This is a genomic window from Paenibacillus sp. J31P190 (assembly GCF_059692075.1).
Window position 1 is genome coordinate 111,846 of the sequence record NZ_JCAUAS010000014.1, and the last position, 17,589, is coordinate 129,434.

16 protein-coding genes are annotated in these 17,589 nt (G+C 44.3%); 4 read left to right on the forward strand and 12 right to left on the reverse strand.

Annotation, left to right across the window (positions count from 1 at the left end; translation table 11 throughout):
* Positions 1 to 40: 40 nt before the first annotated feature.
* From AC58U0_RS22855 to AC58U0_RS22865, 3 genes are all read right to left on the reverse strand, one after another.
* Positions 41 to 1,114, reverse strand: coding sequence for a YncE family protein (locus AC58U0_RS22855; RefSeq protein WP_497381255.1), 1,074 nt, complete (start codon positions 1,112 to 1,114; stop codon positions 41 to 43).
* A 327-nt stretch (positions 1,115 to 1,441) separates the two neighbouring features.
* Positions 1,442 to 1,612: a hypothetical protein gene (locus tag AC58U0_RS22860; RefSeq protein WP_497381256.1), complete on the reverse strand. Its 171-nt coding sequence runs from the start codon at positions 1,610 to 1,612 to the stop codon at positions 1,442 to 1,444.
* Between the two features lie 193 nt (positions 1,613 to 1,805).
* A complete protein-coding gene (locus AC58U0_RS22865) occupies positions 1,806 to 3,179 on the reverse strand; it encodes a PASTA domain-containing protein (protein WP_497381257.1) in 1,374 nt (457 codons plus the stop codon).
* 191 nt (positions 3,180 to 3,370) lie between these two features.
* Here AC58U0_RS22865 and AC58U0_RS22870 point away from each other — a divergent pair, with 191 nt between their 5' ends.
* A complete protein-coding gene (locus AC58U0_RS22870) occupies positions 3,371 to 3,856 on the forward strand; it encodes a CBO0543 family protein (protein ID WP_497381258.1) in 486 nt (161 codons plus the stop codon).
* Between the two features lie 89 nt (positions 3,857 to 3,945).
* Here AC58U0_RS22870 and AC58U0_RS22875 read toward each other — a convergent pair whose 3' ends face one another.
* From AC58U0_RS22875 to AC58U0_RS22895, 5 genes are all read right to left on the reverse strand, one after another.
* Complete coding sequence (locus AC58U0_RS22875) at positions 3,946 to 5,190, reverse strand: MFS transporter (RefSeq protein WP_497381259.1); 1,245 nt, start codon at positions 5,188 to 5,190, stop codon at positions 3,946 to 3,948.
* A 454-nt stretch (positions 5,191 to 5,644) separates the two neighbouring features.
* Positions 5,645 to 6,037 (reverse strand): DoxX family protein, encoded by a 393-nt coding sequence (locus tag AC58U0_RS22880; RefSeq protein WP_497381260.1) that lies wholly within the window; start codon positions 6,035 to 6,037, stop codon positions 5,645 to 5,647.
* Between the two features lie 154 nt (positions 6,038 to 6,191).
* The gene (locus AC58U0_RS22885; RefSeq protein WP_497381261.1) at positions 6,192 to 6,662 is read right to left on the reverse strand and encodes a DinB family protein; all 471 of its coding nucleotides are present in this window, start codon (positions 6,660 to 6,662) and stop codon (positions 6,192 to 6,194) included.
* Between the two features lie 97 nt (positions 6,663 to 6,759).
* Positions 6,760 to 7,554: an SDR family NAD(P)-dependent oxidoreductase gene (locus tag AC58U0_RS22890; RefSeq protein ID WP_497381262.1), complete on the reverse strand. Its 795-nt coding sequence runs from the start codon at positions 7,552 to 7,554 to the stop codon at positions 6,760 to 6,762.
* A gap of 98 nt (positions 7,555 to 7,652) precedes the next feature.
* The gene (locus AC58U0_RS22895; protein WP_497381263.1) at positions 7,653 to 8,657 is read right to left on the reverse strand and encodes an AraC family transcriptional regulator ligand-binding domain-containing protein; all 1,005 of its coding nucleotides are present in this window, start codon (positions 8,655 to 8,657) and stop codon (positions 7,653 to 7,655) included.
* Between the two features lie 163 nt (positions 8,658 to 8,820).
* On the opposite strand from AC58U0_RS22895, the gene AC58U0_RS22900 reads away from it, so the two are divergent.
* Positions 8,821 to 9,030, forward strand: a complete 210-nt coding sequence (locus tag AC58U0_RS22900) for an alpha/beta-type small acid-soluble spore protein (RefSeq protein WP_057302207.1) — start codon at positions 8,821 to 8,823, stop codon at positions 9,028 to 9,030.
* A 193-nt stretch (positions 9,031 to 9,223) separates the two neighbouring features.
* On the opposite strand, the gene tsaA is transcribed toward AC58U0_RS22900, so the two are convergent.
* Together tsaA and AC58U0_RS22910 are read right to left on the reverse strand one after the other, a co-directional pair.
* Positions 9,224 to 9,682: a tRNA (N6-threonylcarbamoyladenosine(37)-N6)-methyltransferase TrmO gene (gene tsaA / locus AC58U0_RS22905; RefSeq protein ID WP_497381264.1), complete on the reverse strand. Its 459-nt coding sequence runs from the start codon at positions 9,680 to 9,682 to the stop codon at positions 9,224 to 9,226.
* Positions 9,683 to 9,841: 159 nt separating this feature from the next.
* On the reverse strand, positions 9,842 to 10,507 hold the full coding sequence (locus tag AC58U0_RS22910) for a stalk domain-containing protein (RefSeq protein ID WP_497381265.1): 666 nt from the start codon (positions 10,505 to 10,507) through the stop codon (positions 9,842 to 9,844).
* 381 nt (positions 10,508 to 10,888) lie between these two features.
* Here AC58U0_RS22910 and AC58U0_RS22915 point away from each other — a divergent pair, with 381 nt between their 5' ends.
* A complete protein-coding gene (locus AC58U0_RS22915) occupies positions 10,889 to 14,479 on the forward strand; it encodes a family 10 glycosylhydrolase (protein ID WP_497381266.1) in 3,591 nt (1,196 codons plus the stop codon).
* Between the two features lie 123 nt (positions 14,480 to 14,602).
* Entirely contained in the window at positions 14,603 to 15,112 is a 510-nt protein-coding gene (locus AC58U0_RS22920; protein ID WP_497381267.1) for a tetratricopeptide repeat protein, read from the forward strand.
* Positions 15,113 to 15,229: 117 nt separating this feature from the next.
* On the opposite strand, the gene AC58U0_RS22925 is transcribed toward AC58U0_RS22920, so the two are convergent.
* Together AC58U0_RS22925 and AC58U0_RS22930 are read right to left on the reverse strand one after the other, a co-directional pair.
* Positions 15,230 to 16,357 carry a phosphotransferase gene (locus AC58U0_RS22925; RefSeq protein WP_497381268.1) on the reverse strand — a complete coding sequence of 376 codons (1,128 nt, stop codon included), beginning with the start codon at positions 16,355 to 16,357 and terminating at the stop codon, positions 15,230 to 15,232.
* A 158-nt stretch (positions 16,358 to 16,515) separates the two neighbouring features.
* Positions 16,516 to 16,725 carry a hypothetical protein gene (locus tag AC58U0_RS22930; RefSeq protein WP_497381269.1) on the reverse strand — a complete coding sequence of 70 codons (210 nt, stop codon included), beginning with the start codon at positions 16,723 to 16,725 and terminating at the stop codon, positions 16,516 to 16,518.
* Positions 16,726 to 17,589: the final 864 nt, after the last annotated feature.

Consider the following 17,589-nt stretch of genomic DNA (forward strand, 5'->3'; position numbering starts at 1 on the left):
GGGTTGTTTATTTTGCTTTTTCTTATAAATAATGATGGACCTAATCCTGAATGACGGTAATGTTAGTTTCGCCGCCTGAATAGATTCGGTTTGTTCGCGGGTTAAGCACCGCGGCACCTGATCTCTTGGTGAGGCGAAGAATTGCGATACGCTTCAGAGTGCTGCCGTTATAGACATTAAGCGGAGCTGCTCCGGTCTCCCGAAACTCCGAAATGAATAAATGGTTCGTACGCGGGTTGATCAGCATATTTGTTGAAGAAGGAATAGTTAAGGTTCTGATCACACGATCCAGTCTGCCATCAATGACAAACAACCGGCCCTTTATTGATATTTGCGCGCTTGATACATAGATTCGGTTCGTCACAGGGTTAAGTGTAATTTCACTTTGAAGTCTGCCGAGTTGAATATTGTGTATTCGATTCGTTCGCAGGTCCAATACAGAACAGAATCGGCTTAGGTTGTTTGCAATATAAAGGCGGTTTGTCCTCGTATTTAAGGCTGGAGTTATGACTGGATTACGCCCCACTTTGACAGATGTCAGAATGTTATTCGTACTTCCGTCAATAACTGATACTGTATCTTTGCTGGTGTTCGTCACATAAATTCGGTTCGTTCTTTCATCAATTGTAATTTCTGAAGGACGTCCAATAAAAGGGATTCTTTGTTGGATCTTGTTGGTACTCCCGTTCAGAACAGCAACATTGGCCTTATTAGACGATAAGGATATGGTCGCTATATAGATCAGATTCGTTCGGGAATTTAGCGCGATTTCATCACAGCGTTCACCCACTTTTACTGTTGTGATAATCCGATTCGTGCGGCCATTAATAACGGAAACAGTACCATCAAAGAAGTTAACAAGATAAATACGGTTCGTTCTCGTATTGACTGCCATTTGGAAAGGCAATTGTCCCGTTTTCAATGTTGCTATGATTTTGTTTGTGTTCCCATCCAGAACACTCAAGTCGTTTTCGCCTTGTAAAAAGTACACGCGATTCGTCACTGGATTAACGACGATGTTGGAGACCGGGCTTTTTACAGGAATAGTTGCTATTATGCGGGGTGTTAGCTTATTGACTCGAGGCTTCAAGACGTGCCAAGACTTTCGCTTCATTCTGTCTCCCCTTCCAGTAGGCCGATGCTTCATTCAGTATATTCATACTGTTCTGAAAGGGAACTATTTAGCAACGTATCCACAAGAAAGTCCGTACAGATTTCGAGTTTTGTTTCGTGGAGGAAAGGACTTTAATGATATGGAAATAAGCAAAAAGGCCGCCCACCCAAGCTTATGAACTTGGTTTGGGGGCAGCCCTTATTTTATAATTCAAATATCGTGACGGCAATCTTTTAAAAAATACGCACCGCAGCTTGATTGGAGATGTTGGATAAATGCGGAGGCGTGAATTAGTCAAAGAAATCATATCCATCTTTGGGCTAGAATTCAACACCAATATCTTTCAGGCCAATCAGCCCCATAAACCGCTGGTAGAAGAGCCAACATGATCAAGCCACTGTAAACTACTTTTAATCGGGCATTTACGGCATGATTTTTAAGTTTTGTCCAAAATCCTTCCTCTGAAAAATGCTTCTGATACTTTGTATCTTCACTCATTGTTATCCATCCTTTTGATTATAGTGGCAATACGACATTCCTTTGAAATCTGCGCATCATGCTATTATTTCGAAGATTGCCTTCGTTTGATAAATATTACCAAATATACCATGTGACATAAATAGTGCTAAAGATGCAATTGTAATTATAGAGGTTTAATCGATTTTCCTTAAAACCTACAACCGCCTCTTATTTAATTCCCTTTGCTCACCCAGAACGTGATGCGGTCGCCATTTTTGACGGCAGTGCCGGGAGTTAGGTCTTGCTTAAACACGACCCCCTTAACGGCGGCAACATTCGATTCCAAGAAAAACTGGTATCGAAGCCCGGAGGCAATTGCCATCTTCTCGGCATCCTCCCTTGAATGAGTGACCAAATCAGGAACGACGCCCGCCTTGGCTTGTACTTCGCCATCGTCTGCCGGCTGAACTTCGGCGTCAATAGGCGTCCGCGTCGGCGTACCTGTTTGAGCCGGCATCCCTGATGCCGATGCTGAAGGCTTAGATGCCTCGGTACGATTCATTGATGCCTCTGCAGAAGCGGGCGTCGGAATTGTCTGCGGCTTAGAGTGCGGACTCAGTGACAGCCAGAGCAGTAGAACGAGTACACCGAAGACGGTCGTAGAAAGCAGACGCCACTTTCGCATCTGGAACGATTCGCGGAACAGCTCGCTGAGTTCCGCCATTTTGCGGTCAGTAGCCTTAATTATGCGCGCCTTAAGCTCTCTGGGCTTATGCCATTCTGCCTTTCGCTTCTCGCCCATCCTCACCCCAGTTTTAGGCTCTACAAACTCGTGTACAGTGGATTTCCGCTTCCATCCGCTTGATAGCTTCATATCTTTAGCCGGTAATCCCGATGTAAGAAGTTGCGTCTTCCTATCGCCATTGATACCGAGTAGTACTTCCAGTTCCTGTTGAAAATCAACAAGCGTACATGTCCCTTCATACGCCTTGCAGGCCAAATCTACGGCACGTTCCCGAGTTACATCCGAGAAATCCGCAAACGACCGATTCAGATCGAATGCGTATGCACTAATAGAGGATGTCGGAATATCCGTTTTGGCACACAGCTGGTACAGAAGCAGAGCCAGCCCCGGCACACCGCGTCGTCCGTTCTTCCCTTCCGTCCAATAATTCATGATCCGCAATCGGCCATTATCTTCAATCCATAAATTTTCCGCATCAACCGAACATTCTAGCAGTCGATTGAGGCGAGTTTCTCGAATGCCTTTGGCCAGCTCGTACACATAAGTAAGCGCCTTGTGACCTGTAATCTCCAAGCCGCTCAGTCGATCGGACAAAGGACTTCCCGTTAACGCTTGAAGAATAGTAAACAACGTTCCGTCTTCTGAACCTGCGTCCAGAATATGCATGAAGTGCTCGTCGGACAACTGGGATGCTTTTCTCATCCATCGCAAGGTTTCTTGATGCGTTGATTCGTCTGTCTCTTGGCAAGTATATAGAAGAACATCGCGTTTGAAGGTCAGATCCATCCCTCTTATCCACAACCCGTTCGCCATCCTCTTGAGCGGTTGATTGAGCGTATAGCGGTTTCCGATGATACCCATAGGCGTACCCCCCTTATACGCATAGTTATTCGCTTCTCATCCATAATTTACGTCACTACTGGTTGTAATTCCCAAAGTCGTTAGAGCTTAATAACCCCTTCGTGTACGTATTAAACATTCCCCTTCTTGGAAATATATAGTTCATGAATCTTTTTTTCATTTAGGTGATATTTTTGAAATGAGGTAGCCAAATGCTTAATCAAATTATTCAATGGTCTGTATTTGTTCTTTCTTTAATTATATTACTCATAACCTGTAAGAAATCACTTATTGGAGATTGCTTATTCGTATATCTAATGACCGTATTTTTTAGCAGTTTTATTCCCGTAATTCTAATTGAACAGCATTATTATGAACATCCCGTCCGATTTCTCAGTCAATACTTCTCATCAGCAGTTTTGTTCGATTATCTTGCATTCCCAACGTTAAATGTTTTATTCAACCTAACAACGAAACATTCGAAGCTTGTCGGGGTATTGGCACAGGCTGTTTTGTATAGTGCTCTAATGACAACAGTGGAATTCATTTTAGAAAGGTATACCGAATTAATTAAATACTACACTTGGACCTGGATGCACTCTTTTGTAACCTTAATTGCATTTTTTTTGTTCGTGAGACTGTTAATCTCCCTTATCCGAACAGCAGACGAAAGAGAAAGGAGCAGAGGAGTGGGTTGAATCTGAGGTGTTGACACAGAAAAAGCAGCCAAATGAAATGACTGCCGTTCTTAGTATTATCTATTGAGCTATCGTTCTTTAAGATGAAGTCACCCATTATGAACTTCTAAATGATCAACCAATGTTTTGGCTTCCCTACGCATTAACATGATCATCAAAATGATGCTTACGATGGAAGATATGATGATCAAGATGAAAGGCAGCCTAGGATCGATGGTATACGTCCATCCCCCGATTACGCCAGATGGAGAAATGCATAGTAAGACAAGAACTTGCAGAATCGAAAACATTTTGGCGCGTTGTTCGTCATCGATGGAATTTGCTACAACCGCCTCCAGATAGGGACTCGAAATAATACTGCCTGCAGCGGCAAGCATTGTACTGATTATCACCAGAGTAATTTGCCCCGGGGCAACGGCAATTAATATAATTTTTGACACGATTGCAAGTGAAAATCCCCATATCATGTAACCTTGTGCCTTATTCTCCTTTAAGCGCGGGACAACGAAGAACATTAATGCGAGCATTGCTAAGGAGGATACCGCTGGAAATATTGAAATGAGTGCGTCGCTAATATTCAAAGCTTCAACAAGATAAATCGAGAGATATGTATTTTGTAAAGTCACTTGAAAATTAAAGGAAATGTACACACCAAAGACAATCATCAATGCCCGGTTTGACAGGATGGTCTTAACTGTATCGATATACGCTTGAAAGGTGTCTTTCAGATTATAAGATGCGCTCTCTTTTCTTTTTCGGATTCCAATCTCCGTCTCATGAGTGGCAAAGTTTCGGGCGAAGAACATCACCGTTAAGCTAACGCAGAAAATGGCGTACATCATGCGCATTGCAGGGATAAGTGTGAAGTGATTAACCAGCAGTCCACCCAGCGGAGCGAACAATCCCCCGATCACCCCGATGAGTTGTAGAATTCTAAATACATTAGACCGATCATTTTGAGCGGTATCTTCCACCAACAAACAGTACCATGCTGTATTGGGTACCCTAAGGAAACTGTTAAATACCGCGGCAATTAGAAAATACCAGAAATTTTGCGATGCAGCCCAGATCAGTGCGGCGGCACTCCAACTTATAAGATCGTAATAGAGAAGCGCCCGGCGCCTACCCATCCGGTCCGTAAGGTATCCGCTGATGAAAGAAGTAAAGATCTGCATAATCAGTCCCACCGAAGTAATTAAACCGATTTGTCTCTCACTGACTCCCAATTGAAACATATATACTGTCGCATACGTTGTAAGCATACTGTACGGTAAAATAAACATCGGTTCATATATTAAGCAGCCTCTAGCGTTCCCTTGAATTTTCTTAAACACATGAATCCTCCTAAACATTGCCTAAAATAGACGCTCTGTATAAACTACAAGCTCCCTGGTAAACCATGCAAACATATGTATACAATCTGTATTCTGTTTTAATGCATGAATTGTTTTAGGGTTTGGAAGTTTATATATTTCCGAATAATCAACTTCGTGGTATTCTTCCCTCACCGAAAAAGCAAAGTCACATGAACTCACTCAATTGTTAATTTCATTTTCCTCCCTCCGGTAATTTCGAAATTATTATTTTCATAAAACGATACAGCTCTATCGAACTCTGGAAGAGGTGGAGTAGCAACCTCCAATCGTTTCCAATATTCATAAACTTGGTGAGTTGTTGGTCCTTAAACAAATTTCTTAATTCACTTATTATTATACAAGCACTTTCACCTTTCCCACAAAAATAATAAACGTTCACCCCATAGAGTGAACGTCTACTAAAGTCTCTCAACTATTTTTGCAAAGAAAACAATTTGCGCACTTGCTCGTTCCTCAACCAAAGGCCTCCCCAAACCAACACTGCAAGATAAACGGGAAAAAGGATCGTAGAAAAAAGTGGGGCATCTAGTCGAACCTGTGTCGCAATCACGCCGCCAAAATAACCGGTCAACATCACTGCACCTAAGATCGTTGTACGAGATAATGCATAAAGAATAGTAGAAAGCAGTCCGAGTATGCCAATCAAAAAAATATGATGTTCCTGGTAACCAAGTGATACGGTAGAATCAACAACAAACGCAGGTTTAAATAATTTCATAATACTGTCAAGCAGCATAAACAAAATCGCTATTCCGCTCATCACTCTTGCCGTCCATAGTCGGCCTTTAGAAATTGTTCTTGTCATCGTCCATCTCTCCTTTTAACTGACTCACTATTGATTACAAAACTATAGAAACACAAAATTGTCCTTCTATGAATACAACGAGTGAAAAATGGTGAAATCGACAAAGGAAGAAAATATTTTTTTATATTGTTTTTTAGCTTGTAAGGCAGATAACCTAGTCCCACACCTTTGGACGTTCAATTCCGGCTGTTCTCATATAATCCAATAGTTGACCAGTGTGAACAGATTCGTGATAAGCAATTCTCATCAACATATCTCCTAAAGTTCGAACATACCCCACATCGCTTCGATTAATCTCTACATTGGATAGATCTTCTTCAGTAAACGATTTAACCGTATTAATAAATTGGTTTCTATATGTTTGAGCAAAAGCTAGCTCATCTTTAACTGTTGTAAATATCCGCTTTTCAAATGGCGAATCGTAAGAACTCAAGCTTCCTTTATTAAGCAATGCAAGGTGATAATAATGCTCACTGTCCAAAACATGACGGATCATATCTTTAATACTCAAAGCGTTGAGGTCTGGTTTCCATTCTAGACTTTTCTCAGGAATACTTTCCCACACTTTTATACTTCTACGGCGAACTTCTTCAAAATTCAATACTATTACTGCTATAGCGTTCATGAATATCGTTCCTTTCTGATTTCAGTGACTTTATCATTCTATCAGAACGTACGTTCTAAATATAGCCCCTTTTTTGGTACTAGCCCACTAAACACGTTTAAAAAATAGTAGGTACCATTCCCCCATCCATACGGATTGGAGAACCTTTAAATGCGGATGCATAAGGACTACATACAAATGCAGTTAGTCTACCTATTTCAATAGGCTTGATAAATCGCTGTATTTGAGATTGAGGTAAGTTTGTAGTCATAAATTCTTTCTCTTTCTCTGAAAAAGTCATATCTTCATTAGGGTACATACCCGCAATTATTTGATGCACATTTTCAGAAAGCGTTGGTCCTGGCATGATCGTATTGACTGTAACTTCTGTTCCTATTGTTAATTTAGATAAGCTTTTGGACAATGATAATAGCATTGATTTTGTCATACAATACTGAGGCATTAGTCCTGAAGGCATAATTGCTTCTTCACTCGCAATAAAGATAATGCGGCCATAATCATTTTTCAACATTTTAGGTAAATAAAATTTAGATAATCCATTTGCAGAAAGAACATTAGTACGGAAGTATTTTTCCCATACTTCATCGTCAACGTCCTCATATTGCATAATTTCATAAATACCCATATTGTTAACTAAAATATCGATATTGGGGTATTTATCAAATAAAGCTTCTCTTTGCCCAATATCCACAATATCGGCTGTAGCATTTTGAGGAGAGGTAGCCGGGAAATCTGACTTAATTTCATTTACAGTTCGTTCTACCTCTTCATAATTTCGTCCATTAATTAGTACATGAACACCTTCTTTGGCAAGTTCAATGGCAATTGCTTTACCTATCCCTTTCGTTGATCCTGTAACTAAGGCTGTTTTATTGTTTAATCCCATATCCATCATAAATTTCTCCTTTTAATTTACTTATAATGATGTCTTGTACACTGGATAGGGATTATATTACCTTGTCTGGGTTGTTCAGTAACTAGCATATTGCGTCAAAGTTCTTGTTTAACACGCCAATTTGAAGGAGTATCACCTTCCCAAAGACGGAAGGCGCGGTAGAACGAGTTCTGGTCTTCATATCCAATCATGAAAGCCACTTCTTTAATATCGAGCGAGGGGTCTGCCAAGTACTCTCGTGCTTGCTCATGTCTAGCTTGTGTCAACAGATACTTGAAGCTCGTATTTTCGTCAGTAAGCCGGCGCTGCAAGGTACGATCGCTCATACTGAGCTCCTTCGCGACAGCCTGAATGTCGGGGCGCCCTCCTGTGAGGCTGCGTTTCATGATCCACTTGACCATCTCGGGTAATGAGCGGCTGCGCTGCTGTTCATCGAGCGATCGGTCCAGAACGGGAGTCAGGATCTCCAGCAACTCTTCATTGTACGTGACAAAGGGGCGGTCCAAATCGCTTCGATGCAGCGTCAACCGGTTACAATTTGCACCAATCCGGACACGGCAGCCGAAGTAAGCTTCAAGGGCATGTACATCTCCCATTGCGTGCGAAAATTCGACGAACCGCGCCGTCAAAGGTTGACCTGTTCCCCGGCGGCCAAGCTCCAGAAGAAATGCCAGTGTGATACCAACAAGCAACGATGGAACGGGTTGCTCGGTATTCAGCCACTCCAGTTCGATTGTACAGTGCTCCCCCTCCTCGGTGATACGTAAGCTTTCGGGGGGACACAGTTGTTTGTACCGAGCCATTCGGTTTAGAGCGTCGCGGTAGTCACGAGCGTGGTAAGTCGCTAAGACGGTCGGTGGGTACTTCGCTGTTTCAAAGACGGTCGCAAGCTTGATGATTCCTTTGGCAGTATCACCAATGAGTTCGGAATAAGCCTGCCAGATCGCGAAATATTGAGCAGAGGTGACTACTGTTTCCGTAATAATGGTGAGCGGCAGTCGTGCTTTGCGAGCTACGTCGTGGGCGGCAATCCCTATTTGACGCAATCCTGCCCAAAATCCTGGCGGGATTTTAATACGGTCAGATGTATGAGACTTCATACATACAGGCCTCCTTTAGCTACTTACATATTCATGTATTCTCCATTAGCTCAACAAAATTCGTTTCTGTACATGTTTTCACAACCGCAGTAAATGTGAATGTATAATAGTTCCTTCCACTCCACATTATAAGAGTACACCAAAAAAAGGAGTGATTTTTTCCATGGCAAACAATAACACATTAGTTGTTCCTCAAGCAAGAGCGGCTTTAAATCAAATGAAATTTGAAGTAGCTCAACAATTAGGAATACCTCTACAACCAGATGGTTACAATGGAAATCTCGCTACACGCGACGCAGGCTCTATCGGTGGCGGTATTACGAAAAGATTGGTACAAATGGCTGAACAACAACTGCAAGGCTTTCAACGTTAATTCTTTGATGTAGGATTAAGTGCAAAAAGACTCCAATCACCTTTCCTCCTACTGGTGAATGTAGTCTTTTTTATGTTGATCTACGTAGTTATAGGATGAATGTCCTGAAGTACAAAATTCGTTCATCATAATGCACGGTAGGACGTTCAAATGGCATCCGTTTCATCATTGTCATCCTTATGCAATTCGTTGATTATTCCCAGTATTCTTTCATAAGGTCTGATACCCAGTATGGTTGCTTGATCTCTCCTTTCGGGGCAAATTCCTTCATTACAGGCTTCAAGTCCAACACGGGTGTCCCGTTTATTGCATCAAGACCTTTTATGTAAATCATTTTTCCCTCGCGCTTTAACACCTCTACTGTAGTTAACCCCAGTTTGTTCGGCCTATTTTTAGCCCGCTGTGCAAAAATCCCTACTTTAGGGTACTCTTTATTATTCCTAGGGTGTCTGGCATCGAATTGAATATTATCATCTTTCACTTGATTAAAATAGAAAATGACTTCTAGATGGGAAAAATCCTCGATCCCCTTTACGCTTTCTTCGCTAAATTCGCTTGTGAGTTCAATAATGGATACAATATTGCCCCAATAATCATCTTCAATTGCTTCTCTACTGTTTCTGATATATGCGATGGGTTTAACGCTGAACATTAGTTTCCTCCTAATATACTGGTTAATTTCATTTTGATTATTAAAGCTTAATAGTTTTATACCTGTAAAACAACTCCAATGTTAATCTTTCTTTTTACACTAAGAAATAGCTTTAGAAACAATAAACGCCTCGTTTTAAGAGGCGTTCTTATTCTTTCATTACTTATAATATGAGGTTGTTAGTGGTATAAAAACACCAGTTTCTGCTGTATCCTTATCGGTTGCATAGAGCACAGTAACTTCATCTAGTCCTGCGATATTAGCTTCTATTACTTTTAAACCATCATTAACCGTTACAGTATCTTGTTTTAATAATCTTGAGTTTCTATCTATAATTTTAATATCGACATCCGTTCCAATAGCAGCTACTTGCAAATAAAGGGTTTGGAACTTTTTCTTAGGTTTTAATGTGAAGTTAGAATCTGATGTGCCTATCTGTCTAATAACTTCGACATAATCCTTGCTTTTGTATAGTGTTAATTTAGGATCTTTGACAGCTTGATAAAAGACTTGATCGGCGTTAATAGGAGTGCCCTCAACTTTTTCACCAAATAAAACGCTGCTTGTTGCAGCATCATAATCGACAGCGACATTTAAAGAATTTGCAATGACTCTGGCTGGCAAGTATGTGTTTCCGTTAAAGGTAATAGGAGTAACTACATTTCCATCTGCATCTAACAATTGTACCTGTTTCCCATTTACTTTTACTTTTAGGTCATTGTTTAAATAAGCTTGGATTTCCTCCAAATTTGCACCTGCATAAACACCTGCGCTAGTACTGAGTAGAAGGGAAGCTCCAATAAGAGTTATGATCGATTTTTTCAAGTTGATTTCAATCCTCCTTAATTTTCAACATATTGAAGACACTTTTTGATAATACCACAATTTTCCATAAACATGAACGATAGCTTTAGCTTGCTCATAAAGATATTTCCTAACGCTCATAACTGCCCTCCCACACCCCGTTGATCTTGACGTTGCTTCTGAAGATGCCTTCTTTGTGGAAGCCGGATTAAATTCGCCGAAAAAAACTTTTGTTCAATAAAATAAAATTTCACATATATTATTGAATATTGAAATATTATTTTGTATGCTAAAAGCAGCCGAAATTTTATATAACATTTGCCAAGAGAAAGGAAGAAAGGAGGCCAACGTTTATTCGCCTTTCTTGTAAGCGAATACATTCCGAGAAGGAAGTGAATCCCATTGAAGAAATCTTTTCAAAGTCGCACAGTATTAATCCCTATTACCATGGCCTTATTATTGTTCTTGAGCACAATCATGTTTAGTGTACCTATTGCTAGCGCGGACACGGAAGCTGCTTTGAGCGCAGATGTGCAGGCGTTAGCCGGTGTTCAGGCTGCCGTCGGTGTGGAAGGATTTGAGCAAACGGCTAATCTCTTCTCTTCCTCGGCGAGAGCGACGGCAAGCATCGGTCTTATCAGCCGACCGGAAACGATTTATTACGGCTATCATGCTGTAAAATTGTCCTACGATTTTACAGGCACGACCGGAACGTCGGCAGCTTATGTCAACTTCAAGGATCTGGACGGCACTACGGGTAGAACGCTGCAGGGACTTCCGAAGAAACTCGGCCTCTGGGTGTACGGCGACGGCAACAACCATTGGCTGCGCGTTCAAGTCAAAGATTCGGCGGGAACTGTCTCCGCGCTTGACTTCACCACCAGCAATGGGCTGAACTGGACCGGCTGGAAGTACATCACAGTATCCGTTCCGAGCTCGCTGAGAGCTCCGATTAAGCTGAATCAAATCTATGTCGCGGAGACAAAAGATAACAACAAAAACAAAGGTGCGCTTTATTTGGACCAGTTGACCGCGTTTTACACAGATTCGACTGTTTATGGGCTTGATTTGGCGGATCTGCCTCTGCTTCAGGTTGGGGAATCGAAGAAGGCGCAAGTATTCGCGACTTATCAGAACGCAGCGGAGCCGGTCAATGTTACAAGTGGGCTATCCTTCCGCAGTAGCAATGAGCAGGTCGCAACAGTCGACACAAATGGCACTGTCCGAGCACTGCAGCCAGGCACAGCCACGATCTATGCCTCCTATGGGACGGCTCCTGAAGCATCATACGTGCTGAACGTCTCAACGAGCGCAGCCGTGCCTTCTAGATTAGAGCAATCTTCCTTGGAGAAGCTGGAATCGGGCTCTACGAACAAAATACGCCTGTACGCAGTGTACACGGACATGACCGAACCCGTTACCGTACTGAGCGGAGCAACGTTTGAAAGCAGCGCTCCTGATGTTGCAACCGTCGATGCCGATGGCGTGGTGAAAGCCGTAAAACCTGGAACGACAACGATTACAATGTCCTATAAAGGCGTCTCAGCGGCTTATACGCTGAATGTAAACGCCCCTGTACCGGTATTGCAGAGCATCAAGCTTACCGAGCTCCATACGATGACGGTTAGCGATACCTTACAGGCGAAGGTGTTTGGCACCTACACATGGCTTCCGGAGCAAGTCGAACTGATTAGCGGCGTTACGTATACGAGCAGCAACCCTACGGTCGCTGCGGTGAGTGCAAGCGGTGTTGTCACGGCGCTGAATTTCGGCACTTCCCGGATTACCGCAATTTATGGCGGGAAAACGAGCGATTTCTACTTAGCGGTGAACAAAGTGGCCGCCATTCCAAAGTCCGAGCTCAGAGCGGCATGGATCGCTACAGTCGATAATATAGACTGGCCAGACAAAGGTGTAACGGACCCGGAGCAGCAAAAGCGCGATTTCACAAAGCTGCTGGAGCCCCTGCAAACTACGGGGATCAACGCGGTCATCGTGCAGGTAAAGCCGACTGCGGATTCCTTTTACCCTTCCCAATTCGGGCCTTGGTCGGAATGGCTGACGGGCGTGCAAGGGAAAGATCCCGGCTATAACCCGCTTGCGTTCATGCTGGAGGAAGTGCATAAGCGAAATATGGAGTTCCACGCTTGGTTCAACCCGTACCGGATCAGCCTGCAGGATCGTCTAGACAATCTGGTGCCGGATCACCCTGCGCGCCAGCATCCGGACTGGGTCGTTTCGTATGGCGGGAAGTTATATTTTAACCCGGGAATTCCGGAAGCGAAGCAGTTCATCATGGACGGCATTATGGAAGTCGTGAAAAATTACGATATCGACGCGGTTCATTTTGACGATTATTTCTATCCGTACCCGGTCAGCGGTGTCGACTTCCCCGACCAGGATGCTTTCCAGAAATATGGCGCGGGCTTTACAAGCAAGGCGGACTGGAGACGCAACAACGTCAATTCGTTCGTACAGGAGATAGGTGCCAGAATCAAGCAGGAGAAAAGCTACGTCAAATTCGGTATCAGTCCGTTCGGCATCTGGAAAAACAAAGGGGAAGATCCGGCAGGTTCCGATACGAACGGTCTCAGCAGCTACGACGCCATCTATGCGGACTCCAAAAAATGGGTTGACCAGCAGTGGATCGATTACATCGCACCGCAAATCTATTGGTACATGGGCTATTCGCCGGCCGCTTACGACAAGCTGATCGAATGGTGGAACGGCACGGTTGCTGGTAAAAACGTTCACCTCTACAGCGGCCAGGCCGCCTACCGCATCGGCTCAAATGATCCGGGTTGGCTGAACCCGAACGAAATGCCGGACCAAGTAAGCTATAATCGCAATTTCGGCAACGTCAAAGGAAGTATCTTCTTCAGTGCCAAATGGCTGCCGGCGAATCCGCTGGGCTTTACCGACCGGTTAAAAACCGATCTCTACCGCTACCCGGCACTTGTACCTGCGATGCCTTGGCTCGATCATCAAGCGCCGAACCCCCCTGTTCTCGCTTCTGCCATCAGCAAACCATCCGGTGTTGAGCTGACTTGGGCGAATGGTTCAGCAGATTCAGCCTACTATGTCGTTTACCGTTTCGAGGGCGATACGGCCGGAAGCTTACAGGATGCGTCGAAGATCGTCGCTACCGTCCGCAAGCAGGAGGGCTCGAAGGGATCATTCGTCGACCGGACTGCTGTTGACGGCGCTCGGTATACTTATGTTATTACCGCTGTGGACCGAATCCACAACGAAAGTGCGGCGAGCAACGCGATTGCGATAACGAATGTACTTGATGTGACAGCACCTGTGACGACGGCAACCGTTGAAGGAACGATGCATAACGGCTGGTACGTTTCGGAGGCGTCGGTGAAGCTTACGGCGACGGACGACCTGACCGGCGTCAGTTCAACACAATTCAGCACCGACAACGGCGCAAGCTGGCAGCCGTACGGCGGGCCAGTTACCGTTGAGGCCGACGGCGTGACCACCCTACTTTACCGTTCTGAGGATGCCACCGGCAACGTGGAAATAGCGAAAAACATGGAAATTCGCATCGACCGTTCAGCCCCAGTGATTCAAATGGGCGGCGGGACCACTTTCTCCGTAGACCAAACCGTTCAAATAAAATGTACCGCATCCGATACGGTTTCGGGCCTAGTCTATAATCCGTGCACCGCACTCCTTGTCGATGCTCCAGCCTATGAGCTCGGTCTTGGCTCGCACGTCGTAACCATCGACGTTCAGGATGCCGCCGGCAACGCAGCATCTGCATCGTTTACATACACGGTGCAGACGACCGTTAGTTCCCTTGCGAACGTAACCCGTGTATTTGTGACAGGACCGGGAGCAGATGGTGTTACGAACTCGCTTGTGAAAAAGCTTGAGCACGGTAATTACGATGCTTTTATCAATGAAGTGCAGGCACAAACCGGCAAAAGGTTAACGTCGCACCAGGCTGACGTCTTGATCCGTTTGGCTGCGTCTCTGCAATAAATCGTAATATAGTTAAAAATCCCTTGTTCCGTCCGGAACAAGGGATTTAATATTCGAGGTTGTTTGTTTATGTTAAGATAGTCTCATCCTAAAAATTCTGCCAAACTTGGGAATGGTGAAAATATGACAAGAAACGAATTGAGCAAAATAATTGAACGGCGTGAAGAAGGGCGAGCCAAGCAAGATCAAGCGATCTTATGTGAGGTTCGCGAGCAGTTATTAGCATTGGTTTCCTATTACCCGGATGATGCGGAAATCAACTACCAAACCGGGATCGTGCATGACAATTCCGGCCTTGGACGTGAGGCTATTCCATACTATGAGCGGGCTCTTAAGTTAGGCCTATCTGGTCCTGACCTAGAAAGATGCCTAATGGGTCTGGGGAGTACATACCGCTACTGGGGGTACTACAAAGAAGCAGTTGAGACGTTGCGCAGAGGCGTGAGGGAATTTCCAGAAAATCGGGCAATTCAAGTATTTCTGGCCATGGCTTTGTACAATAGCCAAAACTACAAAGAAAGTGTTGAACTGCTGATCACCAATTTAATGGAAACTACCTCAGACGAAAAACTTCATTATTTTAAACGCGGGATTATGGCTTATAACGAAGACCTTGATGAAACTGCCAGATAAACATAACGTAATTGTATAGAGTTATAGACCAATGAATATTGCCATACAAATAAGCAGCTTCTTCAAAGAGGCTGCTTTTAATTTTAGAACCGGAGAAATCGCTTCACTTGGTCGCTCTCATGCACCGCTCAGGTGATCGGTGAGAACTTCATCGATTATACGCCTTGCGACGCCAGCGAACACTGGGTTGGTGTCCTTGTAGTAAGGGAGAGCAATCAATCCCATTGACAGCGCATAACCGCGACCACGAGCCCAGGTTGCGTCATCTGGCTGCAGCTCTCTACGGAATATTACCCGTGTTTCTTTGTTGAGGATGCTCCATGCGAACAGCATGTCCCATGCGGGATCACCTAAACCCATACATCCAAAGTCGATAACGGTACTTATCCGCCCTTGTTCGATCAACAAGTTTCCTGCATGGATGTCTCCGTGAATCCAGACTGCCGGCCCATGCCACTCTGGCGCTTTCAGGGCTGCTTCCCACGCTAAGGTTGCCGTACCTTGATCAATTAAGTCTTGCAGTTCTGCGATTGATTTGCGAACGCCGGTATCTCTCGTTTCCAGCGACATGCCTCGGGAAGATGCTGGGGGCGTAACGTCGGCGAGATCGATCCGCTGCATGGCGGCTACGAATTGAGCCATCACGGTCGCTGCTTGGCCTAGATCGTCGATGCGCCCGACGATCGCGTCCTCGCCTTTGAACCAACGATACACAGCCCATTGCCAAGGATAGCCCTCGGCGGGCACTCCTATCGCGAGAGGGGAAGGAATGGCAAGAGGTAGATGTGGGGCAAGCTTTGGCAGCCACAACTGTTCTCTCTTAGCCTGTCCAGTGGCCCCTTCGATGCGAGGCATTCGTACGGCCAAATCCTCACCTAGCCGAAAAATCGTGTTATCCGTCCCGCTTGAATTAACCCGTTTGAGCGGTAGCTCTGCCCATTGCGGAAATTGCGCAGCGAGTAACCGCTTAACGAGTAATGCGTCAATCTCCAACTCGTTGTCATGCATCCTGTTAGTATAGTTAGTATTTATCTGCGAAGTGGATATGTCTAAATCCGTTTCAGCATTTATTTCGTCCAATGTGATTCCTATTACCCGTGCGATTTGAACCATTTGCTCCGGCAACAAGTCATGTTCTCCTTTAAGAATTTTCCCCATCAATGAATTGGTCGCTCCAATCTCGTTAGCAAGCCATTGAATCGACTTTTTATTTTGCTCTAACCACGTCTTCACTTGATTCATCATTAGAATAGTACCTCCCATAATTATGTATATCATCATTGTATGTACAATCTCTTTAATGTTTTCATATCATTCACTCGTTCTCATATAGGATAAGTTAATTGTATGGGTTTGTTTTACTTTCGACAAGGCAAGTTTCGTTAAATTCCTATAGCTGATCGCTAAGCTTTCGAACGGATCTCGGCGGCTTTGATCCTGCTCCACGACAAGCCACTGAGTCCCAATTCCGCTACCTTCGAATTCTTCGTGAAATCAAGAATATCTTCGCCGATCTCCGCAAAAAATTGCTCCTCGCCCGCTTCCATGTCTTTAAAATGGAGCAGCGGACATCGATTTTCAAGCTTGCATAAGTAGTCAGCTGGATCTTCCACGCCGCGTTTGACCCAGTAGTATCAATCTCCATCTTAACGAGCTCAGGATCCGTTTCACGTAGCAGAATGTCCATAGTCGCTTCGCCTTCGATGCGTTTGAACTCGCAATCATGAATATGATAGAGGAACTGCTCTCTCCATCTACGACAAGCCTCACCGCTTCGATTCCTCTGTTGCGCTTGCCTTCAAATAATTAGGAAGCTGGGTTACCATATCGCAAAAATCAAGTAATGTAATAATGGTTGTATTGAACCTTTTTCCATGGACGGCGTGAATCGCAGCATCTTCGAAAACAACAAAGTGCCGTGCTATGGGCTCCTCCGGTTGTTCCCTCTCCTCTCTCAATGATTTATCTACCAACAGTCGGGAAACTATAAAAGTTTCGATAAATATAAAAAGCCGCGACAGCGCGGCTTGTATGAGGATATCCCCCTAAAATTTCATCGGAATAACCAGGTTTTTATCCAATGTGAAAACTAAGAGGTGCACTTCATTCAGTAGAAGGCTTTTTTTATAGAACGTCTTAGGTAAACACAGGAAACATGGCAACATCATCGAGGTTTAATATCGAACCTCTTGCTCCGCCAATTACCCGGAACTCTAAAACATAGGAACGATTTGTTGGCAATCCCGGACCACCAAAAAATTCACTACCAAAAAAAGCTGTGAATTCCAGGTAACGACTTGCGGGAATGATTCTGAGAGGGACTCTGAAAACCTGCTGGGGCCTTGGGTTACCTCTCAGTCTAACCTCGAGTAATCCAGTAGAACTTGGTGATTGCACAAAAAATGTGACATTCACGTTTGGACTACGCGGAGCAACCGTTTGAAATAAAGTTGCAGTTTGACCTGACGGAACAGTAA